The following is a 25200-nucleotide window of genomic DNA, read 5'->3' as shown; positions in this document are numbered from 1 at the left end:
TAATTTTGTTTAAAACCATAAACCGAATCTTTTGAAACTATCCAGGGAAATCAAAACTGGGGTTATTGTGTTAGCTGGGATTTTAGCCTTTATTTTTGGGTTGAGTTACCTAAAATCCGCCTCCCTTTTTGAAAACAACAAGACTTTTCATGCTGTTTATGACAATGTGGGAGGACTGCAAGCCGGAACCCAAGTATCTATCAATGGGTTGAACGTGGGCAACGTAAACAATATTAAATTTAAAGACAGTTCAGGGAAATTGGTGGTCACTTTTACCGTCAGCAACGAATTTGAATTCTCCGAAAATAGTGTTGCAGAACTTTATGACACTGGAATTATAGGGGGGAAAGGAATCCAGATAAACCCTGTTTTTGATGACGCCCCGCGTGCAAAATCCGGAGACACCCTTACATCTAACATTAAACCAGGGATTACGGAATTGGTGCAGCAAAAACTTACTCCGTTACAGATGAAGGTTGAAGGGGCTGTTTCCAATGCCGATTCACTTTTGATGAACGTGAACCAGATTTTGGACGATCCTACAAAAAGGGAACTTAAACAAACCATAGTTGCCCTTCATGAAATGGTAAATTCTTTTAAGGGCAGTGCAGATAAACTCAATGGCCTGTTGGAAAACAACAAGGAGCAATTGGATAGTTCATTGAAGAATGTGGACAACATCACTACAAATTTCTCAAAATTGTCCGATTCATTGGCCAATGCCGGATTGGCGCAGACTGTCTCCAATTTTCAGGTTACGGTTGACCGTCTGAATACAGTTCTTGAAAAAATTGAAAAAGGGGAAGGGTCTTTGGGCAAGCTTGCCCACGATGATAAGTTGTACAATAATCTTGCGGAAGCTTCGCGGGAACTGGATTTACTGCTTCAGGACTTTAGGCTCAACCCAAAACGATATGTAAATGTATCCGTATTCGGTAAAAAACAGAAAGAGTACACCCTACCGGAAAAAGACCCTGCCGAACAGGACCAAAATTAAGATATGCAATACCTTCCCAACATTCTTTTTCTAATAGCCCTGATAGGGGGTATCGGTTTTTTTGTCAAGAATGTTAAAAAGCTCGCTAGAAACATCAAATTGGGAAAAGATGTTGATGTAAGCGACCATAAGCCACAACGATGGAGAAATATGGTTAGGATTGCATTGGGACAGAGTAAAATGGTTGTTCGCCCTGTTGCTGGTCTTATGCACATCATTGTCTATGTGGGGTTCATTATCATTAACATTGAAGTGCTCGAAATCACCCTAGATGGTATTTTGGGTACTCACAGACTGTTTTCTCCTTTAGGAGGCCTATACGATTTTCTTATCGGTTCATTTGAGGTTTTAGCACTTTTGGTCATTGTGGCCGTAACGATTTTTTGGATTCGAAGAAACATCATCAGATTGAAACGGTTCATCAAACCAGAAATGAAAGGATGGCCCAAGAAAGATGGGAACATGATTCTATACATAGAATTTGTGTTGATGGTACTTTTCTTGACCATGAATGCTGCCGATTTTCAATTACAACAATCGGGAGCTGAACATTATACCCAAGCAGGAGCCTTTCCGGTTAGTCAATTTTTATTACCCCTAATGGATGGATTGTCCATTTCCACTTTGGTTATCATAGAGCGTACCGCATGGTGGCTGCATATTTTGGGTATTTTAACTTTTTTGAACTACCTCTATTATTCAAAACATTTGCATATCCTTTTGGCGTTTCCCAACACATACTATGGAAAGGTCAAACCCCAAGGGGAATTCAATAACTTGGAGTCTGTCACCAATGAAGTAAAATTGATGATGGACCCATCGGCAGACCCTTTTGCAGCACCACCTGCCGATGCCCCAGTACCTGAGAAATTCGGGGCATCGGACGTAATGGATTTAAATTGGGTGCAATTGCTCAATGCCTATACCTGTACCGAATGTGGAAGGTGTACCTCGGAGTGTCCGGCCAATCAGACCGGAAAAAAATTGTCCCCAAGGAAGATTATGATGGATACCCGAGATCGCTTGGAAGAAGTAGGAAAGGTAATAGAGGCCAACAAGGGAACGTATGTTTCGGATGGGAAACAACTCTTGGATGATTATATCAGCAGGGAAGAGTTATGGGCATGTACTACGTGTAATGCTTGTGTTCAGGCTTGCCCAGTGAGTATAGACCCTTTGTCCATTATTATGGAGATGAGGCGGTTCTTGGTAATGGAACAATCTGCCGCACCATCTGAATTGAACGTAATGATGTCCAATATAGAAAACAATGGAGCCCCTTGGCCGTACAACCAAATGGACCGTTTAAATTGGGTGAACGAATAATTTTAGGACTATGAGCGAGCAATTGACAGTAAAGACCATGCAGCAATTTATGGCGGAAGGAAAGCAGCCGGAAATATTGTTCTGGGTGGGCTCTGCTGGCAGTTACGATGATCGTGCCAAAAAGATAACCCGGGCCTTTGTAAAGTTGCTGAACAAAGCTAACGTGGATTTTGCCGTCTTGGGATCAGAGGAAAGTTCTACTGGAGATGTGGCTAAGAGAGCTGGAAACGAGTTTTTATTCCAGATGCAGGCCATGATGAACATTCAATTGTTGAATGGCTACGAAATAAAGCGAATTGTAACCTGTGACCCGCATTCTTTCAATACCCTTAAAAATGAATATCCGGATCTTGGTGGAAAATACGATGTAGTGCACCATACCCAATTCCTAAAGGAATTGTTGGATTCTGGGCGTTTAGCAATAGAAGGTGAGAAGTACAAAGGAAAACGCATAACCTTCCATGACCCCTGTTACCTAGGTCGTGCCAATTCAGTTTTTGAAGCTCCCAGGGACGTGCTCTCCAAAACCAATGCCGAATTGGTAGAAATGAAACGGCACAAGAGCAGGGCTTTGTGCTGCGGTGCTGGAGGGGCACAAATGTTTAAAGAACCGGAAAAGGGAGATATGGACATTAATGTTTTACGAACGAAAGATGCTTTGGAGACCCACCCCAATATTATCGCAACAGGATGCCCTTATTGCAATACCATGATGACGGATGGGATTAAAGCCCATGAAAAGGAAGATACTGTTTCGGTTATGGATGTGGCCGAACTTTTAGCAAACTCTATTTAGTTATGTTGACAGAATTTAAAGACCTTCCAGGTCACTCAAGAATATGGATTTATCAATCCAATAGAAGCTTTACCGATGCGGAACAGGAAGAAATTGAGGAAGCATTATCCAATTTTCTACGGCAATGGACAGCCCATGGAAGTGATCTGCATGCCGGATTTGAGATAAAATACAAGAGATTTATTATTGTAGGATTAGATCAGTCGAATGCCAGTGCTTCTGGTTGCTCTATAGATGCTTCGGTACATTTTATCCAAACTTTGGAGCAAAAATACGATGTGACATTGTTGGACAGGATGAATGTTTCCTTTAAGCAAGGAGATTATATCGCATATAAACCGTTGAAGGATTTTAAAAGAATGGCCAAAGAGAAGGCGGTATCAAAAAACACCATTGTTTTTAACAATTTGGTAGCCAGTAAACTGGAATATTTGGAGAACTGGGAAGTCCCCGCCAGTGAAAGTTGGCATGCCCGATTTGTGTCATAAAAGTCTTAAATTATCTTAATTTCCGTACATTCTTCGATGAAATGCAATATTTTTATCTGCGATAAGTTCATGTCATAGACAAGATATTTATGCGAAGAAACCTCTACTTTCCCCTTTTCTTATTCTTTTGTTTGTGCCTTAACGGTCAGAACAATCCTTTGGTCACCAAAGATTCCATTACCCAAATGAATTGGGTGGAAAACCAATATGGACAGATGTCTCTTGAAGAACGGATTGGGCAACTGTTCATGGTGAGCATTGCTTCAAATCAAGATAAAGCTTCTACGGATAAGATTACCAAGTTGGTCAAAGAAGAAGGTATTGGTGGGGTTATTTTTTTACCGGGCAGTCCTGTTAAACAAGCTATGTTAACCAATACGTACCAATCGCAATCCAAAATTCCATTGATGATTGGGCTGGATGCGGAATGGGGGCTTGCCATGCGTTTGGATTCCACTTATGCATTTCCTTGGAACATGACCTTGGGGGCCATACAGGATAATGATGTTGTTGAAAAGGTTGGGTATCAAATTGGAAAGCACGCGAAACGATTGGGAGTACATATTAATTTCGCCCCCGATTTAGATGTCAATAACAATCCACAAAATCCTATTATTGGTAACCGCTCCTTTGGAGAAGACCCTTTAAATGTTGCCCAAAAGGGAATGGCCTTTGCAAAGGGGATGGAGGAGGCAGGTGTTCTGTCTTGTGGAAAACACTTTCCGGGACATGGCGATACCGCAACCGACTCCCATAAGTCGTTACCCATTATTGCTTCAGACAGGAAGCAATTGGATTCCATTGAGCTCTATCCTTTCAGTAGGGCCATTGATAGCGGTTTGAGCTCTGTGATGATTGCCCATTTGGCGGTTCCAAGCTTAGAACAAAGAGAAGGTTTTCCCTCGTCACTTTCTAAAAATATTGTGCTGGACCTGCTTCAGAAGGAAATGGGATTCAAGGGACTCGTTTTCACGGATGCACTGAACATGAAGGCAGTTTCTGAGTTTGCTCCGGATGGCGAGGTGGAATTGCAGGCATTTTTGGCTGGGAATGATATGTTGTTGATGCCCGTGAATGTCATGGCTGCCAAGCAAAAGATAGTGGAAGCCTATCAAACAGGGGTTATTACCGAGGAACGTCTTTCGCATTCCGTAAAAAAGATATTGATGGCCAAGTATAAAGCTGGTTTATCAAACTATAAACCCGTTGTCTTGGAAAATCTTTATGAAGATTTAAACGATATAGAGAACGATGTGCTGTATGAAGAGGCTATTGAGGGAGCCATAACAGTAGTGAAGAACAACTTTTCCTTGATGCCCATCAAAAAACTGGAGAACAAAAAAATTGCCTACGTCCATTTTGGCGATGCCGAGGGCGAACCTTTTTTGGATGCGTTAAATCAGTATTTTAAAGTAACAGCAATAAATGCCAGCGATTTGGCAGGGTATCGAAAGGAATTGGCGGACTATAACTTGGTCATCATAGGATTTCACAAAAGCAACCAAAACCCATGGAAAGGATATAAATTTTCCAAAAACGAGCTGTTTTGGCTTCAAGAAATATCCAGATTGCGCACCAGTAATACTATTTTAACAGTTTTTGCGAGGCCTTATGCGTTGTTGGATGTGTTGAATTTTGACACGATTGATGGCGTGGTCATGGCTTATCAGAATAGTAAGATAGCGCAAGAAAAAGCAGCAGAGGTCATTTTTGGTGCAATTGGGGCCAATGGTAAGTTACCAGTGTCCGCGCATCCTGAGTTTCCGGTAAACACAGGACAAAAAATGGAATCCTTGAAACGATTGGGCTACAGTATTCCTGAGCGGGTGGGATTAAGTTCCACAAGACTTGCCGAAGTGGACAGTCTGGTCCATTCCGGTTTGGATTCCCTTATGTTTCCAGGAGCACAGGTCTTGGTTGCTAGAAAGGGTAAGGTAGTCTATAATAAGAGTTTTGGGAAACCCACATACGATTCTACTCAACAAGTAGATGTAAACTCTATCTACGATTTGGCTTCGCTGACAAAAATACTATCGACCCTACCCTTGATAATGAAAATGGAGGAAGAAGGGAAGATAGCCCTTAACAATACGTTTCAGGAGATGATACCCGAATATGGAGATACGGAATTAAAAGATGTTACCGTATTGAAGGCATTGTCACATTATGGTAGGCTTCCAGCGTGGATAGCTTTTTATTTGGATACTTTGACCAAGGATAGGCAACCTTCCGAAGAGTTTTATAGAGAATCACCAGCTGAGGGGTTTTCTTATCAAGTTGCGGACCACTTGTACCTTTCCAATGCCTATAAAGATTCCATTTACAACAGAATAGGTAGGCAAAGCCTAAAATCCAATAGGTACCGGTATAGTGATGTGGGCTACTATGTTTTTAAAAAGTATATAGAGGAAACTTACGGCAAATCCCTTGATGAACTGATAGATGAATTTCTATTTACGCCTATGGGCTTGCAACACACTGCCTTTAACCCATTGCACAAGTTTTCTAAAGAGGATATTGTGCCTTCAGAGGAAGATAACTATTTCCGATATCAGACCTTGCAAGGTTATGTACACGATATGGGAGCTGCCATGCAGGGTGGAGTAGGAGGACATGCGGGATTGTTCAGTACAGCCAGCGATGTGGCCAAAATCATGCAAATGTATTTACAAGGTGGATATTATGGAGGAGTACGTTTTTTGAATGACAGGACGGTGAAAAAATTCAATACCTGTTACTTCTGCAACAAAAATGTACGAAGAGGAGTGGGGTTTGATAAGCCACAGCTAGAGGAAAAAGGACCCACTTGCGGATGTGTATCACACAAGAGTTTTGGCCATAGCGGGTTTACAGGAACCTACACATGGGCAGACCCCGATGCGGAGCTGGTGTACGTGTTTTTATCTAACCGCACCTATCCATCGGCTACTAATACCTTGTTGATTAAGTCAGGTCTTAGGACCAGGATTCAACAAGCTATTTATGATTCCATTATCAATTAAGAAACAAATATTACCGTAGCTTTGTTTTCATGAAAATTGCAATTGTTTGTTATCCCACTTTTGGAGGTAGTGGTGTTGTGGCCACCGAATTAGGTATAGCCTTGGCAGAAAGAGGGCACGAAGTACATTTTATTACCTACAAACAGCCCGTTCGTTTGGGGCTTTTGGGGAATAACATCCATTTTCATGAAGTCCATGTCCCGGAGTATCCCCTGTTCCACTACCAACCGTACGAGTTGGCCTTGTCCAGTAAATTGGTGGACACCATTAAAATGTACGATATTGAGCTTTTACATGTGCATTACGCTATTCCGCATGCTTATGCAGGGTACATGGCCAAAAAAATGCTTCAGGAGTATGGGATTTTTATCCCTATGATCACAACCCTGCACGGAACAGATATTACCCTAGTGGGGAAACACCCGTTTTACAAGCCTGCGGTTACCTTCAGTATCAATAAATCGGATGTCGTCACTTCGGTATCCGAAGCCTTGAAGAAAAGTACTTTAGAGATTTTTGATATTGAGAAGGAGATAGAAGTTATCCCGAATTTCGTTGAAAAATCAAAATACAGTACGGAATATAAAGATTGCCAGCGTTCGCTGATGGCCAAGGATAATGAGCGGATTATAACACATATCAGTAATTTTAGAAAAGTGAAACGCATCCCAGATGTGATTCGCGTGTTTGACCGTATTCAGAAAAAGCTGCCTGCAAAACTGATCATGGTAGGCGAAGGACCTGAAAAGGAAAGGGCCGAACAAATGTGTGATGATCTTGGCTTAAAGGAAAAGGTATTGTTCTTGGGGAATAGTACCGAGATTGACAGAATTCTGTGCTTTTCAGATTTGTTTTTGTTGCCTTCGGAAACAGAAAGCTTTGGTTTGGCAGCCCTGGAAGCCATGATCAATAAGGTTGCTGTGGTCTCTAGCAATACTGGTGGAATTCCCGAAGTAAACATTGATGGGGTGTCCGGCTTTTTGTCCGATGTTGGAGATGTGAACGACATGGCCAGCAAGGCCTTGCAAATTTTAGGGGATACCAAAACTTTGGAGAAGTTCAAGCAAAATGCTTACAATGTGGCCTCCAAATTTGATATTGTCAATATATTGCCACTTTATGAGGAAATATATGAAAAGGCCTATAATTCCCGCTTTAAAAATACAGTCTGATTTATGAAATTCCTTTGGTCTTCCTTATTGTTGATATGTTTACTTTCCTGTAAGGCCCAATCCTTGTATGGTGAAAAAATGGAAGATTTGATTTTGATTGCCCAAGATGGTTATAGTGGCATTTCGGAATATGAAGCAAGTGTCATAAAGGACGAAAAATCCCTGAACAAGTTTTATGCACAAATCAATAAGACGCGAAAACCAGGACTTCCGGTACCTACAGTCGATTTTTCAAAGGAAATGCTTCTAGTGGTCTGTTTGGGAGAGATTCAAGGGCAAAGGGACCCAATGTTATCACAGATTGAGCAAACGGATGATGTACTTTCAATTGCCGTAGAACTTTCAACAATAAAGAAAAGTACAGAAAACAGTCAAGTTGTCTCCTATCCTTTTTATGTTTACAAAATGCCACTTATTTCAAAAGACATCAGTTTTAAAAAGATTGGGTGGTAAATAACGTAAGATTCCTTTTTTATTGCGTCTTGTCGAAAATTAAAGCACTTGAAAGTGCAAAATTCACCTTTTTGTATAGTTGACATAGCTTTGTTGACGATAACCTCAAATCAATTATCATGAATACTTTAAAACCGGCCCTTGCGGTATTGGTATGCTTCTTTGCATTGACCATCTCTGCACAGGATATCCAAATGACCAAGAAAGACAGTATTGTACAGAGCTATTGGTTGGTTTCTTTGGGAACCAATATGGTGGATGACTCAGGCCACGAATTTAGCAGGCTTTTTGACATAGAGAATGCTTGGAACATGGTTCCATACCCGTCTAGAATTAGCGTTGGTCGCTATTTTAAGAATGGGCTTGGGCTAGAGGCCATCGGGAGCTATAACAAATACAAGGAGGGAAAAATCATTGATAAGGCCATAAACCCTGAAGATGTAGATTACTTTGGATTGGATTTTAGGGTAAGCTATGATCTTAATATGATTTTGGGCGAAACCGGTTTTTTTGATCCTTACATTGGGATTGGTGCAGGATACACCGATGCAAATAACCAGGGTAGAGGAACTTACAACGCTACAGTTGGTTTTAGGACCTGGTTCTCCGATCACTGGGGATTGGACTTCAACACTACAGGGAAGTGGGCCATGAGCATTGACAATGCAACAAACCACATACAGCATGCTTTGGGTGTGGCTTACAGATTTGAGGTCGAAAAAGGACTTTCCAGAAAAGGATTGGAAAAATTGGCCTTGTTGGAAGAAATGGAAAAAGAACAGCAAAGAGTGCAAGATTCCATTGCAAAGGCAGAGGAAGAAGCACGTTTGCTTGCTGAGCGTCTACAGAGAGAGAAAGAAGCTGCTGAACTCGCCGCAGCCGAAAAAGCCAAAAAAGCGGCAGAGGATGCCAGAAGGGCAGCACTTCAAAATAAAATCAACGATTTAGGCAATGTATACTTCAGGTTAAATTCCTCTTACCTGACTACCAAGGATAAAGAACTATTGGATGAGCTTGTTGCCATTATGGAAAGTGAGCCCGGATTGAATATCAGAATTACGGCGCATACAGACTCCAGAGGAACCCATACCTATAACCAATGGCTGTCCGAAAGAAGGGCAGAACGGACAGTGGAATACGTGATTTCCAAAGGTATTTTGGAAGAGCGAATTGAGCATGAAGCCTTTGGTGAAACACAATTGGTGAACGATTGTAAAGATGGGGTGCGTTGTACCGAAGAGCAGCATTCAAAGAATAGAAGATCAGAGTTTTTAATAATCAAGATGTAAAATACGAATCTCAACTGCATAAAAACCATAAACATTCGTTTATGGTTTTTATGGTTAATGGAGATTAGCAATAACAGGAATAAGTTGATTAACTTCACTCAAATTTGATTTAAACCCAACCTCATATAATGTTGAACAAGGGTATCCACTTCCTAATTAAACACAAGGTCATTGTTCTCGTATGGATCGCACTGATCATTTTCTTCGGAGTGGTTACATCACCATTTAAGTTTGGTACAGATATTTTTCCCAGCAATCCTGTCAGTGTTGATGCCATACCAAATATTGGCGAAAACCAACAAATTGTTTTTACCCGTTGGGATGGTCAATCTCCCCAGGATATTGAGGATCAAATCAGTTACCCCTTAACATCTAGTTTTTTGGGGATTCCGGGGGTCAAATCCATTCGGAGTACCTCTATGTTTGGGTTTTCTAGTGTCTACATCATTTTTGAGGACGATGTAGAGTTTTATTGGTCCCGGACGAGAATCCTAGAAAAACTGAACACTTTACCCAAAGAATTGCTTCCGGAAGGAGTGCAGCCTAAATTAGGACCAGATGCCACTGCTTTGGGGCAAATTTATTGGTACACATTAGAAGGACGAAGCCCCGAAGGAAAGGTCACAGGGGGATGGAATTTACAGGAACTCCGTAGCATCCAGGACTTTTATATCAAAAATGCGTTGGCTTCCACCACTGGGGTTTCAGAAGTAGCTTCCGTAGGAGGTTTTGTAAAGGAATACCATATCGATGTTGACCCAGAAGCTATGCGGCAATATGGCATCTCATTGAACCAAGTGGTTGATGCTGTGAAAAAGAGCAACAAGAGTAGTGGTGCCCAGACCTTGGAAATCAACCATACAGAATACTTTGTCAGGGGCTTGGGGTATGTGACTTCCACAGAGGATATTGAAAACACAAGTGTTTCTGTAAAAAATTTCACCCCGGTTTTGATCAAGGACATAGCCAAAGTTTCCTTGGGCCCTGCCGAAAGAAGAGGGATTTTAGACAAAGAAGGGGCCGAAGTTGTAGGAGGAGTGGTTACGGCACAATACGGGGCAAACCCCATGCAGGTGACTCAAAATCTTACTGCCCAAATTGATAAAATAAGCAAGGGATTGCCCAAAAAGACATTGGAAGATGGTACCATATCCCAGTTGACCATTGTACCCTTTTACGATAGATCCGTCTTAATACATGAAACCCTGGACACCTTGGGCGATGCCCTTCTTTTTGAAATCATTATAGCGATTTTGGTGGTCATTGTTATGCTGCGAAGTCTAAAAGCTTCATTTTTGGTTTCCGGATTATTGCCTTTGGCCGTCCTAAGTGTTTTCATTGCTATGAAATTAGCCAATGTTGAAGCCAATGTTGTGGCACTATCAGGAATTGCCATTGCCATTGGAACTTTGGTGGATATGGGAATTGTCCTTGCCGAGAATATCACTAGGCATCTTAGGGCCAATCCTGAACAAAATGTACAAACAACGATCCTCAATGCTTCAAATGAAGTTTCCGGAGCTCTGCTAACGGCTGGTTTAACCACTATAGTAAGTTTTATACCTGTTTTCACATTAACAGGGGCAGAGGGAAAGTTGTTTATTCCTTTGGCTTTTACTAAAACTGTTGCGTTGTGCGCTGCCATTGGCTTGGCTCTTTTTGCCCTACCTCCTGTGGCCGCCCTCATAATGTCCAAGAAAAAGGAACGCCGAAATGTTCCGTTCCTATCAATTTTATTGATTGTTCTTGGGGCAATATCCCTAGTTTCCGGATTTTACCTTGTGGTGACATTCATTGTATTGTTCGGATTGTTGAAGTTATTAGTTCACTACAATATTTTAGATAAGGAGTTCCAAAAGTACATTCCATATGGCGTGATGTTATTATTCATTGTAACCATGTTGGCCGTGTATTGGAGACCCTTGGGATTCTCGCATAACCTGATACTTAATGGCCTGTTTGTTTTGCTCCTCATTGGTTTGGTGTTGTTGCCGTTAATGCTTTTTATCACAAAGTATGAGGATATGTTGCAATGGGTGTTACGGAACAAATGGATCAGTGTTTCCGTCCCATCGTTTTTTGTGATATTGGGATTGGGCATTATGCTGAATATGGGGAAAGAATTCATGCCTAGTTTGGAAGAAGGCGATTTCCTTCTAATGCCTACCTCGCTTCCACATGCCGGTGTTTCAGAGAATCAACAAGTATTGAAAAAATTGGATATGGCCGTAGCCGCAATACCAGAAGTGGGCAATGTGGTTGGTAAAGCTGGTCGAGTGGAATCACCGCTGGATCCCGCTCCGTTATCCATGTATGAAAACTTAATTTCGTATAAGCCCGAATATATTTTAGATGCAGAAGGTACTCCCTTGCGTTTTGAGGTAAATGAAGAAGGACTCTTTAAAACAAAGGAAGGAAATTATATAACTTCAGGTGAAGATGTATCCCAAGACGATTTAATACTGGACAGGGGAGGGGAGTATTACCGAAATTGGAGACCTTATATTAAAAATGTGGATGATATTTGGCAAGAAATTTCCAAAGCAACCCAACTACCAGGAGTAACTTCCGCTCCTAAACTCCAACCCATAGAAACCCGTTTGGTAATGCTTCAGACAGGAATGAGGGCGCCAATGGGCATCAAGGTCAAAGGACAAAACTTAAAGGATGTGGAAGCCTTTGCCTTGGAGTTGGAAAAACAATTGAAGACGGTAGATGGTATTATCCCCGAGTCTGTCTTTGCCGATAGGATTACAGGGAAACCCTATATTCTTTTTGATATTGACCGGCAGAAAATAGCCAGATATGGACTGTCCATTGAAGATGTACAACAAACTTTGGAAGTAGCAGTTGGAGGAAAGACACTTTCCAATAGTATAGAAGGTAGGGAACGCTATGCGCTACGGGTACGTTACCCAAGAGAATTGCGTGGAACCCCGGAAGATTTGGCGTCGGTCTATATGACTTTGTCCAATGGGTCCACAATTCCTCTTACGGAGTTTGTTCAAGTAAAGTACCAAAGAGGGCCACAGAGTATAAAAAGTGAGGATGGTTTTTTGGTGAGCTATGTCATCTTCGATAAAAAAGGGGACATCTCTGAAGTTACAGCTGTTGAGGAGGCCAAAACCACCTTACAAGAATTGGAGGATAAAGGAGAACTTGTTGTTCCAGATGGTGTGCACTACGTGTTTAGCGGAACCTATGAAAACCATATCCATTCTCAAAAAACATTGCAGTTTGTAATACCTGCCGTGCTTTTACTCGTTTTTGTTTTGCTATACCTACAATTTAGGTCGGTTTCCATATCGTTCATAGTTTTTTCTGGAGTGGCAGTGGCTTTTGCAGGAGGATTTATCATGTTGTGGCTGTATGGTCAAAATTGGTTTTTGGATATCCAGATGGGATCGGTGAACATTAGGGAATTGCTCAATGTTAAAACAGTAAATCTGAGCGTGGCCGTTTGGGTGGGCTTTATTGCCCTTTTTGGTATAGCCACAGACGACGGGGTGGTTATGGCGACCTATTTGAACCAATCTTTTCAAGATAAGCCTTTGAACAGTAAGGATGCCATTAGAAGTGCCGTAATAGAAGCCGGGAAAAGACGTGTTAAACCGTGTTTGATGACTACGGCTACAACCATTTTGGCATTGTTGCCTGTATTGACATCCAATGGCAAGGGGGCCAATATCATGATTCCCATGGCCATTCCGGCTCTTGGTGGGATGTTCATGGCATTGATTACACTCTTCGTCGTACCTGTTCTGTATTGTTGGCAAAAAGAGGTAACTTTAAATAGTGCAAAAACTGAACTTTAATATGTTGAAGAGAATTGGCACATACGCATTGTTGACAGGTTTGGGATTGCTCTTGGGATACCTGGTTTTTAGTAAGGAAGACGCTCAAGGCAAAACCTCTGAGAATCTTGTTGTAGCGAAAAGTGGCGTGTGGACGTGCTCTATGCATCCACAAGTGGATGGTAAAGAAAATGGAAAGTGTCCGCTTTGTGCCATGGACCTGGTCTTTGTCCAAAATGAGATGGCGGATATGTCCATGAATCAATTTAAAATGTCTGAAAGTGCTCTGGCTCTTTCCAATATCCAAACCGTTAGGGTGGGTTCCCTAAAACATCAAGAAGCTACGATACAATTGTCGGGGCTTATTGCAACCAACAGGGAAACCGATGCGATACAAACTACACTTTTTGATGGGAGAATAGACAAATTGTATCCAGATTATGTAGGTAAGAAAATAGTGAAAGGCCAAGAAATTGGGGTCATATATTCCCCAGAGCTCTATTTGGCCCAAGATAAGCTCATCACATCTGCTTCCTACAGGGGCACACATGAAAAATTGTTCAATGCGGCCCGAAATACACTTGGACTTTGGAAAATGACAGATGCGCAGATTGATGCCGTTTTGGAAAGCGGTAAGCCAATGATGAATTTTCCATTGTATGCTGATGTAACGGGTACGGTAACGGAGGTTTTGGCATCTGAAGGAAAATACTATTCCCAAGGCGACCCTCTTTTTAAAATATCGAATTTGCGAACGGTTTGGGCAGTATTGGACAGCTACGAAAGTCAATTGGAATTGTTGGAAGTAGGCCAAGAGTTGGAAATACGTCCAAAAGGACTCCCTAACATGGCCATTAAAACAAAAATAGATTTTATCGAACCTGTCATGGACAAGGAAAAGAGAACAGTCTCTGTAAGGGCTGTCTTGGATAATCGAAGCGGAAAGTTGAGACCGGGAACCTTTATTGAGGCCACAGTATCGGCAAAATTATCGGAAGATGTTATCCGAATACCCAAATCTGCGGTACTCTGGACAGGTAAGCGCTCTGTGGTCTATAAACAACCCATGGAGGGAAAACCTGTTTTTGAAATGGTCGAAGTGGAATTGGGACACATGGCCAATGGAGAATATGAAGTTTTGGATGGATTAAAAAATGGGGACATTGTAGTGTCTGAAGGAACATTCACTGTTGATGCAGCTGCCCAGTTGAATGGAAAAAAATCCATGATGTCTTTAGAGCATGTTGAAGGAAAGAATCTTGAAAAGACAATGGACCATCAGGGACATCAAAATAAAGATATGCCCATGACCATTGGTCTCGAAGGGAATTTTGGGCCATTCATGGATGGCTATATTGATTTAAAGGATGCTTTGGTGGCCACTGATGCAAACCAAGCCAAGGATAAGGCAAAAGCTTTATTGGTGCTTTTTACCAATGACAATTCAATTTTGAAAAATTCCCAAGGGGAAGGTTTTACGCATATTAAGACCCATTTACAAAATATTGGACGAGCCAAGGATATTACTGAGCAGCGGTATGAGTTTAAGTATCTTTCGGAATCTTTGATAGCTCTGTTGCCAGCGATATCAAATTCCACAAATACGTTATATGTGCAGCACTGTGATTGTGCTGACAATTTTAAGGGAGGAAGCTGGGTTAGCTACCAAGAGAATATTTTAAATCCCTATTTTGGTGATGCCATGTTAACCTGCGGAAGGGTAGAACAGGTATTGGCCAAATAAGTCAATCTTATATTGAAACCAAGCCACTGCCATTCCGCAAAACTCAATTCCCGATAAACTTATCCAAAATATTGGCAGTTATTTTTTCCGCTTGTTCGGAACGACAACTTTTACGCAATGTTCCCACATTGAAATCATCAAGTCCCCAAGACCACTGCATACTACCGGTTGAAAAAACCATGGCACCGCTATCTGCCTTGTAGAGGGTCATGTTGGACACAATATTTTTGGAATAGTAAATCTTCAAAAACCAAAGAATCATTACCAGAGCGCCAAACCCAATTAAGACCAATAAGAAAGGTAGACCAATAAACTTAATGAAAACAAAACTTCCAAATCCACCTAAAACTAGCATAACGGCCAATAAGGCTTTGTTTCCAATTCTGACACCTATTAATTTTTCACCTACGGATTTAAATATTCCAGCAATTTTGGCGCCCATATAGGTGAGGATATACTTGGTGTTGTACTCATCTATCTTTTTTGCTGGGGTGGCGCCTAAAATTTCCACGTTCGAAGGGGAATCTTCACAAACAGAATCTACTTCATACCCCAATAGGCCTTTTAGGGTATCACCATTTTTCAGACCGGTTCCCTCAAAGATCCAATGTTGGGCATTGGAGACTTTAATATCACCAATCACCGGGTCGGCAATATACTGTACCCCAATAATTTCAGCTTCACCCTTAAGCTCCTTGATATCCCTGTAATTTATGGTGCTTCTTTCCCCTTTTATGGGGTCCATGTCGGAATCTTTATAGCAGACCATGGTTCTAGGTTCTTCTTGATCTGAATCTTTTTCAAACCGTACTTGCCAGAACATGGAATTGGAGGAGAAAAAAGTAAGGTTTGTTCCTTGATTTCTAGCGTTTTCCACATTTTTCCGCATTTCGTAAGACCAATATTCATCATGCCCTTGGGATAAAAAAACTTTGGTGGAAAGTAACTGCTTAGGTCTTTCATGTGTATCCAAACTTGTAGTATAGCCCAGATGATAACCTTGTCTTTCCAACCATCGTACCATATTATAATCCCAAGCAGCACTATTTATGGGGTATCCATGGGTGGTAACGGGTTGCACATTGGTCAAAAATTCCCCTGCACCCATGCCAAACGCTGCTGAGGGATTGTTACTGGCAATATATGGACGGTCAAAGGACACTTTACTTGCTCTTGCCCCATCAATGGTTCCCCATGCCGTATCAGAACCACTTCCCCAATCATAAAGCGATTTACCACCCCAAAAATTATAGGCTTGGTAGGTGGTTACGGGCAATTGGAACAAAACATCATTTGGCTCAGCGTCGTTTCGTACAACAAAAATGATATAGCTTTGCTTGTTTTCCTTTAATTCTTCAAGCTTTACCAAATAAACACCTGCGGTCCATGCTTGTTCAATGTTTAGAGCATATGATGCTGTCCAATCACATTTTACCATTCCGGTTTCTGGATCGGCAATTATTTTTTCCTGATGACTCCCTTTCAGCGTTATCGGTTCCAAAACTTGCCTAGCGCCCTTGCCATTGTACCACCCCATTCGGAAAACTGTAAGGGAAAACTGTTCAGATTTTGTGCTAACGAATAGTGCAATGGACTCTCCATAAGTTACACTGGCTCTAGAAGCATATCCTTCAATCTCACGATGTATGGCAGGTTGGGTCAACCCCCAGTTTTCATCTCCTTCTTTTTGATTTTCAATAATTATGGGATTGTTGGCGGACATGTTTGACAATGGGTTTAAAGAGGTTGTTATAGTTGTTGATAGATGTTTTTATACCATTTTTGAAAACAGTAATAGGCCCAAACACTGTAGGTACTGTCTTTTTTTCCTGTAATGTGGTCATTGACCAGCGTATTTACATAGTCAATATTGAAAAGGCTTTGGCGGGCCAAAAAGTCCGGTTCAATATAGGACAAAAGTTCTTTTTTGAGATTGGAACGTAGCCAATCACCCACAGGAGAACCGAATCCTTGTTTTCCACGCTCCAGAAAGTTTTCCGGGAATTCGTCCTTGAAGGCTTCTTTTAAAATATGTTTTTTACTCCATCCCTTCATTAGGTATTCTTCTGGAAGGCTATTGGCAAAATGCCAAATCTCCTTGTTTAGAAATGGAGCCCTACATTCCAAGGAATTTTGCATACTGGTTCTATCCACTTTGGCCAGCATACCCCCATCCAAGCTCAAAAACTTGTCCACATACCTAAAATCATGCACCGATCGTGGGTTTTGTATGTTATGCCGGTCCATATAACTTTTAAAGATATTGGAATCATGGATCTCATTCAGGAGTAGTTTTTTTGCTTGTTCCGAGGTGTTGGCAAGAGAAATGATATCCCAGTAAAATTGCCCATTGTAATCTATGGAATTGAGCAGCTTGTTGATTTTGAACTTAAGCCCTCTTTGGTCGTTGTTGCTTTTCAATAGCTTGGAACCAATGCCCATAAAAGCAGAATGGATACCCTTGGGAACCAATCGGGTATATCTTCGGTTGAGCTTGCCAATATAGTATTTGTTGTACCCTCCGAACATCTCGTCCCCTCCATCCCCGGTGAGGGCAACGGTAACGCGCTCCCTAGTTTTTTTTGAGACCAAATGGGTGGGAAGGGCAGCAGTATCAGAAAAGGGTTCATCAAAATTGATGATGATTTCATGGATGCTGTCCTTTAAATCGTTCTCCCCAATGATAAACTCGTTATGGTTGCTGTTGATGAGCTTGGAGACAACCCTGGATTTATCGGTTTCATCAAAAGATTTTTTTTCAAAACCAATTGAAAAAGTGTTGATTTTTTCCTCCTTGCATTGGGCAAGACATAGTGAGATAATGGATGAATCCACACCTCCCGACAGAAAAGTACCCAGGGGAACATCTGAAATAGATCGTGAACCCACACTTTCTTTTACAAGCTCTTTTGTTGTGTTCTTTGCCGTATTGAAATCAATGGAGCTTTTTTGGGACAGTTTATCAGGTTCTATTTGATGAGTGCTATAGGTATGGGTTCCCAAATCATATTCGATATAATGATTAGCCTCCAGTTTATGCACATTTTCATAGATGGTAAACGGAGGGGGGATATAGGTAAGCCTAAAAAAAAGATTTACCCCAGTGGCACTTATTTTAGGTTTCTCTTCCAAGTAAGGCACCAATGACTTAAGTTCAGATGCCCAGATAAACTGATTGTCCGATTTGGAGTAATACAGTGGTTTCTCCCCAAAAAAGTCTCGGGCAATAAAAACTTTTCCCCTTTCATTGTCATGAATACTGAACGCAAACATTCCATCCAACTTTTTAAAAGAGGATTCCCCTTCCAACTCATATAATTTTAGGATGACTTCGGTATCACTCTTTGTTTTAAAAGTGACTCCCTTGGATTGCAATTCATTTCGTAGGACTTGATAGTTGTATATTTCCCCATTAAACACAATGGTAATGGTACCGGAATCGTTTGAAATGGGTTGCTTTCCTGTAGAAAGGTCAATAATGGACAATCGCCTCATTCCCATGGCCAACGCATAGTTGCCGGTAGTCTTGCAAAAAACACCATCATCATCTGGACCTCTATGGAAAATGAGATCGTTCATGGTATTTATTTGCGCCTTAAGTTCTGTATTACCAGGGTCGCTTTTTTTTATAAAACCGTTAATACCGCACATGGTTGGCTAAGTTTATTTGTGAACAAATTCTTTAAATTCCGTATAAATATTGCTTAAATGATACTTTTTGGCTCGTTCTAGGGCCAAACGACCATATTTCTCCCTCTCATTTGGATTTGAATGGAAAAACTCCAAAGCTTTTGCCAATGCAATAGCATCGCCGTTGTTGATAAGGATACCGTATTTGGCTTTGTAAAATTCTCCATTGGAAATTTGTACCGGTTCATTGTCGTTGAGCAATTCCAAAGGCCCTGAAAGGCAGTTGGTAGAGATACTGGGCAACCCTACGGCAAGTGCTTCGAGCAGTGCATTGGGAAAGCCTTCAGTATTGGAAGACAAAACAAAGCAGTGACTCTTGGCCAAGTAATCATTTACATTTTTCTTCCGTCCCATTAAATGTACTTTCTTTTCCAAGCCTAGATCATTGGCTTCCTGTTCCAATGCATTATGCAAATCACCCACGCCCAAAATCTCAAGTTCCATGTCTGGAAGGTTCAGTTTACCCAAAGCTTCGATGATGATACGTTGGTTTTTCCTCACATTCAAAGACCCAACGTTTATTACCTTAAAGACATCTTCTGTTTTACCCAAAGAAATGGGATCAATGGTGGTCGAAGGTACTTCAATGGGATTGTAAACTACATCCATTGGAATCTTGATATTGAAATTTTCCTCTAAATCCTTGTTGATATAAACAGAATTTGAAAAAAGCCTATCCGCTTTATTATATAGAATAGGATAGAAAACCTTGGCTATTCCCAAAGACAACCTACTCGTGGTATTGTCTGAAGGAAACCCCCGCTCACTGATCAGAATTTTCACATTCTTGTTAAAAATACCTATGATTCCGTTTACCAAATTGGGAAAAGGAAGAAAAGACACTGCATATTGGATTTGCTTTCTTTTAAGGATAGATCGGTATTTGAAGATAAATCGAAATAAATCCGTTATTTTTTGATAGTATCTGCGGTCCGGTCCTTTTTGGGACAATAGTATAGTATCTACCTCTTTGGGAATGGGAAAGTGAATTTCATTGTAAAAAAGAATGAGGGTCACATTGTAATCCTTTATAAGTTCCTTGAGCAGTAGGCTAATGACCTTTTCAGCACCGCCACTGGTAAAACTTATATCAAGTATGCTGAGGTTTGGTTTGGACGAATCCATTTAAATCATGTTTTTTGAAGTTGTCAAAAATCCCTTGCCTTATTTTATGGACAGTCCTTTACCATTGGTGTTCAACCATTGTTTTAAGACCAATAATTTCCATATGGTGGGGTATCTGTTCCAACTGCCACTCAAATGCTCATCAATCATTTTTTTAACCTTCGGCGGATTTATCCCTGGGATTTCCTTAAGGCTTTGCTCATTGAGTTCTGTGAGGACCATATCTTTTAGTTCGCCTCGGAACCACTCCTGAAAAGGCATGGTGAACCCTGCTTTGGGCCTTTGGAAAATCTCTTTTGGCACATGCTGGTACAACAAATCTTTTAGTATTCTTTTTTGATTGGCTCCTTTAAATTTAAATTCTGTTGGGAGTGATCTTGAAAACTCGACTACCCTATGATCAATAAGGGGAGACCTTGCCTCCAATGAATAGGCCATGGTGGCTCTATCCACTTTTGTGTTAATGTCCCAATTGAGATATGCTTTTAAATCAAAATCTGAAATACGTTCATACAGATTCTTCTTATTATGGAACAGGTATTCATGTTCCATTACGTCCTTTTCGTCCCATTGATGGTCTATCCATGACATATCAATATTGGTCAAGGTTGCCATATATAACGACTCTAAACTTTCATGTCGTAAACCTTTGGCAATGGCTTTTAGCCTGTAGTTGGGTGCCAATTCTACAATATTGGCCCCTAGTTTTCGGAATGCACCTGGCATGGAGTACAAAAATTTCACCTTCTTCATCCAGTTATACCGATGATAACCAATAAAACTTTCATCCCCTGCATCACCAGACAAGGCCACCGTAACATGCTTTCGGGTATATTTGGCCAACAACATGGATGGAATTGCCGATGGGTCTGCAAAAGGCTCATCATAATAATGGCTAAAATTGCTGATTAAATCCAAGCCTTCCTCATAATTGCAGCGGATTACGGTATGATCAGTTTGTAGGTGGTCCGCAACTTGTTGCGCATATCCACTTTCGTCAAAACCTTTTTCATCAAACTTTACCGAGAATGTTTTGACCTTATTGGCGACTGTTTTTGTAGCCAAGGCGGAAACCAATGAAGAATCCACACCACCAGACAAAAATACTCCGATCGGTACATCGGCATACATTCTGGTACTGACAGCATCCTTTAACAAATCTTCCAGTTCTGCCAAGGCATCATTGTACGAACCTTTATAACTGGGAGGTGTCAAATAATCAATATCCCAGTACTTTCGAGTTGAAAGCTTACCAGTTTTTAGGTCGAAGCTAAACTGATGTCCAGGTAGTAATTTTTTCACCTCGTTGAAAATGGACAAAGGATCAGGAATAGCTCCCCATTTTAAATACTCCAAAATGGCCCGTTGCGATATGGATAGTTTATCGTTATAAAGTTGTATGGATGAAATTTGGCTGGCAAATTCAAAATCCAGGCCGTTGTGATAATAGTAGAATGGCTTTTGCCCCAATCTATCCCTTGCGCCAAAGAGCTTTTCTTTTTGTTTGTCCAGAATAACAAAGGCGAACATGCCATTTAAATGTTGTACGCACTCTTCCCCATATTTTAGATAGGCGGCACATATCACTTCGGTATCACTGGTGGTCTTGAACTCGAAACCATCTTTGATCAAGGTCTCCTTAATCGTTTTGAAGTTATAGATTTCCCCATTGAACACAATATCCACCAAACCTTGGTAATTAAAAGGCTGGTTAGACCTGGGGTCCAAGTCGATAATGGATAGCCTATTATGGCCAAATGCGACCTTTCCATTTCCACTTTGGGTTGGAATGATCTTCCAATCCAATTTGTCGGGCCCCCTAAAATTGGTTCTTTCCAGTTTTTCCTTTACTTGGTTTTCTGTGTAACCTATGGTTGATCCGTATATTCCGCACATGTGTTTATAGTTGGGTGTTTAGTGTTTTTTGATTAAGTCTTTTTAACGCATTAGCTCCACAAAAAAGTCTTGGTACTTGTCCAAAATAATCTTGGAATCATATTTCTTGTATACCGACTGACTCACTTCTTTTGGGTCTAAATCCAATTCTAGGATTTTATGGATAGCCTTCACCAAGTCTTCCGCATTGTCCACAGTATATCCGTTTATACCTTCCTCCACAATTTCATTGATGCCCCCTGGCGCCCTAAAGGCGATTACAGGAGTTCCAACGGCACAGCTCTCCAGCAATGCATTGGGAAACCCCTCTACATATGAGCCCTGTATAAAGATGTGACTTTCCTTTAGATAGTTACCTACCGTTTTGGTAAAAGGGACATGTCTTACTTTACCTCCAAGTCCAAGCTCGTCAATGAGCCCATCCAAATGTTTCTTTTGTGATCCGCTTCCAACCATGGTATACTCAAAATCCATATCAAGTTTGGCAAGACCTTTTAAAATTCTTTGATGACCCTTCCTCGGTTCAAGACTTCCCACTGTAATGAACTTATAAGGAGGGGTGTTTATTGTACGCTCCTCTTTGGGTAAAAAGCCATCTGTGATTGGATTGTTTATTACAAATAGCTTTTCCTTTGAATTAGGGTGCTCAGATTGAATATCGTTGAGCATGTCATTGGATTGGCATATGATAGCATCCAATTGGGTAAAACTCATTTTGGAGATAAATGCAGGATATTTTCTGGTTTTCTCTTCTGGGTAGTCCTTGAGCACACTCATGACGTTTACTTCACGGGCCACAAACTTTATTTTCGGGAAGAAAAAGGCCACTGTACCCATGACAATATTTAGATGGCGAATGGCACTGAAACAAATATCTGGTTTCGAGCGTCTCAGGTATCCTATGATTTTGGGAATAGAAAAAAGGACCCTGTCTTTATTAAGGAAAACTACATCTACCCCAGTAAGATCATACTTTACCTCATTTTCTGAACCGGTCACTACAAGGGTCACAGAAAAAATGGAACGGTCCAGCTTTTGGGCAATAAAGGACATTATTCGTTCTGCACCGCCAGCGGTTAGGCTTGGTAAAAAAATGGAAATCTTTATTTTCTGGTTTGCCATACTACGCTTACTCTTCATATTTTGAGCAACTGTCTTTTAACATATTTCTCGTTTTGTACAACATAGAATTTGTTGGCAGTTTAAGATGGTTGGGGTAGGGCATCGGCTCTTTTTTTCTTCTTGTAATTTGAAATTTGGTTGGCTATCCACAGAGATGCTATCAAAACATGGTCTGTGGTGAAATAGTTGTGAAATGTCAATAAGAACAGGAACAAGGCTATGCTTTGCATTAAAACATGGTGTTCATCCTTGAACATGACCACCCCCATGTATAAAAAATATAGATAGAGGGAGGTGAGAAGGATAAAGGCAATGATACCTGCTTCACCCAGCACCAAAATATAAGTGTTGTGTACTCCAAAAGTCTGAAAGACACCACCCATGAATGAACCGTAACCATTTCCTAAAATGGGGCTTTCCTTTAAAGGTTCGTAGTAATACGACCAGGTCTCTGATCGGGATGCTTCCCCTGCTTTTTGCAATGCACCTTCGTTTTGGTTCACCACGGCAGTAAATGTTTCCAATCTGTCCGTGTTCAATTTTAAGAGAGGGCCGATCGCGGCAATAAGAATAATCAGACCAACACCCACACCAATAATCCTAATATTTTTAAATTCAACTTTAACTGACATTAGATTGATCAACAACCAGATGAGAATAAATGTCCTTGAAAAGGTAAAAACTCCTGCTACGGTAATAATAACCTGTAGTAGCGTCCGGAAAGGGAATTTTTTTATTCTAAAGGTCAGGGCATAGGCCATTAAACACACAAAACCAGCTTGGTTGGGATCAATGTAAAAGCCGCTGTACCTTCCATAGTTGTCTGGAAAGGCCACCGCATGGACAATAATACTGATGGAACCCAAAAAATATAAAAAGAAAATATCGTCCTTGGTTACCTTTTTTACCAAAGCACTTCCGCAGATGATCATTATAATGTACTTGGTAAAGGTGATGAAATAGTCACTTTCTTTATCGCCGGCAAAGTTCAGTCCTCCTATGGCAAAGTAGGCAACCCCAATGGCAATCATCCAAAGATTGGGGCGATGTTTTTCGGCAACGATAAAATAGGCCATTAAAAGGGCATATATAAGATAGCTCAATACCGTACTGATGGCCGGATTCACATAAAAGAAAAAAGTGGAGGGCACATTTAGTATAGTGAGTATAAGGATGATATATTTTAAAACTTTTGCCACAGATGTTTATTAAGCTAGGGAGTTGAACAATTCTTCCCATTGTTTTTTCACAGAACCCATTTCATATTTTTTCGATGCTTTAATGGAGTTTTCACTGAAAGTGTCCCTAACGCCGGGCTCATTGATAAGATGGACAAGCTTTTCTTCGAGTTGCTCCACACTATCAACTTCAATGAGGTATCCATTGGTTCCATCCTCTATAATTTCCGAAGGTCCAAATGGACAATCCGTTGAGATGCAAGGTAATCCAAAATATTGGGCTTCAATCAAGGCATTGGGCAATCCTTCCGATCTAGAGGTGAATACAAAAATATCCGCTTTTTTATAATAGTCAGCCACATTGGACTGTCTGCCAGCAAAGTGAATCTGCTCTCCAACTCCCAATGCTTCGGAAAGTTGTTTTAAACTTTCCATTTCCACCCCATCTCCCAAGAGTTTAACGGTCCAATCTTTATGGGGAATATTGGCAAAGGCACGAATCAATATGTCTTGTGCCTTGTTCGAATCTAATCTCCCCACGGTCAATATAGTTTTATTATCAGGCCTTTTGATGGGAAGTACACGCTGACTTTGAAATTCGGGGTTCAATGGATTGGGGAGTACCACAATCTTGTTGTTATCCATGATTTTGGAAAAGAAATCCTTGCTGGATTGTGTTTGGGAAATAAGGCAATCCGATTTGTTGTAGAGCAAGTCTCTCCATGTTTTCCAAAATAGATTGGGTGGGTCTACGATTGGATTGTTCACTTCACTGATAACGCATTTTGTATTGGTCCCCATACAACCCAAAATGGCAAACACATTTACCGTTGGCGAAGCACTCACCACTAAATCTATCTTTTTCTCTTTTATAAGTTTTCTCAGTTTTATGGCAGTGGTAATATAGCTGAAATACCTGCTAACAGGTCCTTTTTTGGCTATACTGAGACCACAATCCCATCGCTGTACCCGTTGGTCCAATTCGTAAAAAGGGGTACATTTTTCAATGGTGATCATACTTACGGGATAATCCGCGCTAAATTCATTGGCCAAATTGGAAAACACCCGTTCAGCTCCTCCAGAAGTGAGGTTAAATGAAAGAAAGGCTATGGATTTTTTTTTGGACAT

At 41.0% G+C, this 25200-nt stretch carries 17 protein-coding genes; 10 read left to right on the top strand and 7 right to left on the bottom strand.

The window, feature by feature from the left end; all coding sequences use genetic code 11:
* The first annotated feature begins 31 nt into the window (after window positions 1–31).
* The 10 genes from ACP14V_RS09630 (at window position 32) to ACP14V_RS09585 (ending at window position 15061) form a co-directional block, all read left to right on the top strand.
* A complete protein-coding gene (locus ACP14V_RS09630) occupies window positions 32–997 on the top strand; it encodes an MlaD family protein (RefSeq protein WP_136567095.1) in 966 nt (321 codons plus the stop codon).
* Between the two features lie 3 nt (window positions 998–1000).
* Window positions 1001–2323: a (Fe-S)-binding protein gene (locus tag ACP14V_RS09625; protein WP_272610333.1), complete on the top strand. Its 1323-nt coding sequence runs from the start codon at window positions 1001–1003 to the stop codon at window positions 2321–2323.
* 10 nt (window positions 2324–2333) lie between these two features.
* A complete protein-coding gene (locus ACP14V_RS09620; protein WP_272610332.1) occupies window positions 2334–3119 on the top strand; it encodes a (Fe-S)-binding protein in 786 nt (261 codons plus the stop codon).
* A 2-nt stretch (window positions 3120–3121) separates the two neighbouring features.
* On the top strand, window positions 3122–3607 hold the full coding sequence (locus ACP14V_RS09615; RefSeq protein WP_272610331.1) for an ABC transporter ATPase: 486 nt from the start codon (window positions 3122–3124) through the stop codon (window positions 3605–3607).
* An 89-nt stretch (window positions 3608–3696) separates the two neighbouring features.
* On the top strand, window positions 3697–6609 hold the full coding sequence (locus ACP14V_RS09610) for a glycoside hydrolase family 3 N-terminal domain-containing protein (RefSeq protein ID WP_272610330.1): 2913 nt from the start codon (window positions 3697–3699) through the stop codon (window positions 6607–6609).
* A 29-nt stretch (window positions 6610–6638) separates the two neighbouring features.
* Complete coding sequence (gene bshA / locus ACP14V_RS09605) at window positions 6639–7781, top strand: N-acetyl-alpha-D-glucosaminyl L-malate synthase BshA (RefSeq protein ID WP_272610329.1); 1143 nt, start codon at window positions 6639–6641, stop codon at window positions 7779–7781.
* Between the two features lie 3 nt (window positions 7782–7784).
* Window positions 7785–8234, top strand: a complete 450-nt coding sequence (locus tag ACP14V_RS09600) for a hypothetical protein (protein ID WP_272610328.1) — start codon at window positions 7785–7787, stop codon at window positions 8232–8234.
* Window positions 8235–8353: 119 nt separating this feature from the next.
* A complete protein-coding gene (locus tag ACP14V_RS09595) occupies window positions 8354–9523 on the top strand; it encodes an OmpA family protein (protein ID WP_272610327.1) in 1170 nt (389 codons plus the stop codon).
* A gap of 128 nt (window positions 9524–9651) precedes the next feature.
* Window positions 9652–13338: an efflux RND transporter permease subunit gene (locus ACP14V_RS09590; protein ID WP_272610326.1), complete on the top strand. Its 3687-nt coding sequence runs from the start codon at window positions 9652–9654 to the stop codon at window positions 13336–13338.
* A 1-nt stretch (window position 13339) separates the two neighbouring features.
* Complete coding sequence (locus ACP14V_RS09585) at window positions 13340–15061, top strand: efflux RND transporter periplasmic adaptor subunit (protein ID WP_272610325.1); 1722 nt, start codon at window positions 13340–13342, stop codon at window positions 15059–15061.
* Between the two features lie 43 nt (window positions 15062–15104).
* On the opposite strand, the gene ACP14V_RS09580 is transcribed toward ACP14V_RS09585, so the two are convergent.
* The 7 genes from ACP14V_RS09580 to ACP14V_RS09550 all read right to left on the bottom strand — a co-directional run bounded on the left by ACP14V_RS09580 (window position 15105) and on the right by ACP14V_RS09550 (window position 25200).
* Entirely contained in the window at window positions 15105–16784 is a 1680-nt protein-coding gene (locus tag ACP14V_RS09580) for a N,N-dimethylformamidase beta subunit family domain-containing protein (RefSeq protein WP_272610324.1), read from the bottom strand.
* A 26-nt stretch (window positions 16785–16810) separates the two neighbouring features.
* Window positions 16811–18712, bottom strand: a complete 1902-nt coding sequence (gene asnB / locus ACP14V_RS09575; protein ID WP_272610323.1) for an asparagine synthase (glutamine-hydrolyzing) — start codon at window positions 18710–18712, stop codon at window positions 16811–16813.
* Between the two features lie 12 nt (window positions 18713–18724).
* Window positions 18725–19876, bottom strand: a complete 1152-nt coding sequence (locus ACP14V_RS09570; RefSeq protein WP_272610322.1) for a glycosyltransferase — start codon at window positions 19874–19876, stop codon at window positions 18725–18727.
* Window positions 19877–19915: 39 nt separating this feature from the next.
* Complete coding sequence (asnB, locus tag ACP14V_RS09565) at window positions 19916–21772, bottom strand: asparagine synthase (glutamine-hydrolyzing) (RefSeq protein ID WP_272610321.1); 1857 nt, start codon at window positions 21770–21772, stop codon at window positions 19916–19918.
* Between the two features lie 42 nt (window positions 21773–21814).
* Window positions 21815–22912: a glycosyltransferase gene (locus ACP14V_RS09560; protein WP_272610320.1), complete on the bottom strand. Its 1098-nt coding sequence runs from the start codon at window positions 22910–22912 to the stop codon at window positions 21815–21817.
* Window positions 22913–22974: 62 nt separating this feature from the next.
* Entirely contained in the window at window positions 22975–24093 is a 1119-nt protein-coding gene (locus ACP14V_RS09555; RefSeq protein WP_272610319.1) for an O-antigen ligase family protein, read from the bottom strand.
* 9 nt (window positions 24094–24102) lie between these two features.
* Window positions 24103–25200 (bottom strand): glycosyltransferase family 4 protein, encoded by a 1098-nt coding sequence (locus ACP14V_RS09550; protein WP_272610318.1) that lies wholly within the window; start codon window positions 25198–25200, stop codon window positions 24103–24105.

Source organism: Flagellimonas alvinocaridis, assembly GCF_965248585.1.
GTDB classification, from domain to species: Bacteria; Bacteroidota; Bacteroidia; order Flavobacteriales; family Flavobacteriaceae; genus Flagellimonas; species Flagellimonas alvinocaridis.
The sequence above is the reverse complement of the archived record's forward strand: the minus strand, read 5'-3'. Positions and strand labels throughout refer to the sequence as shown.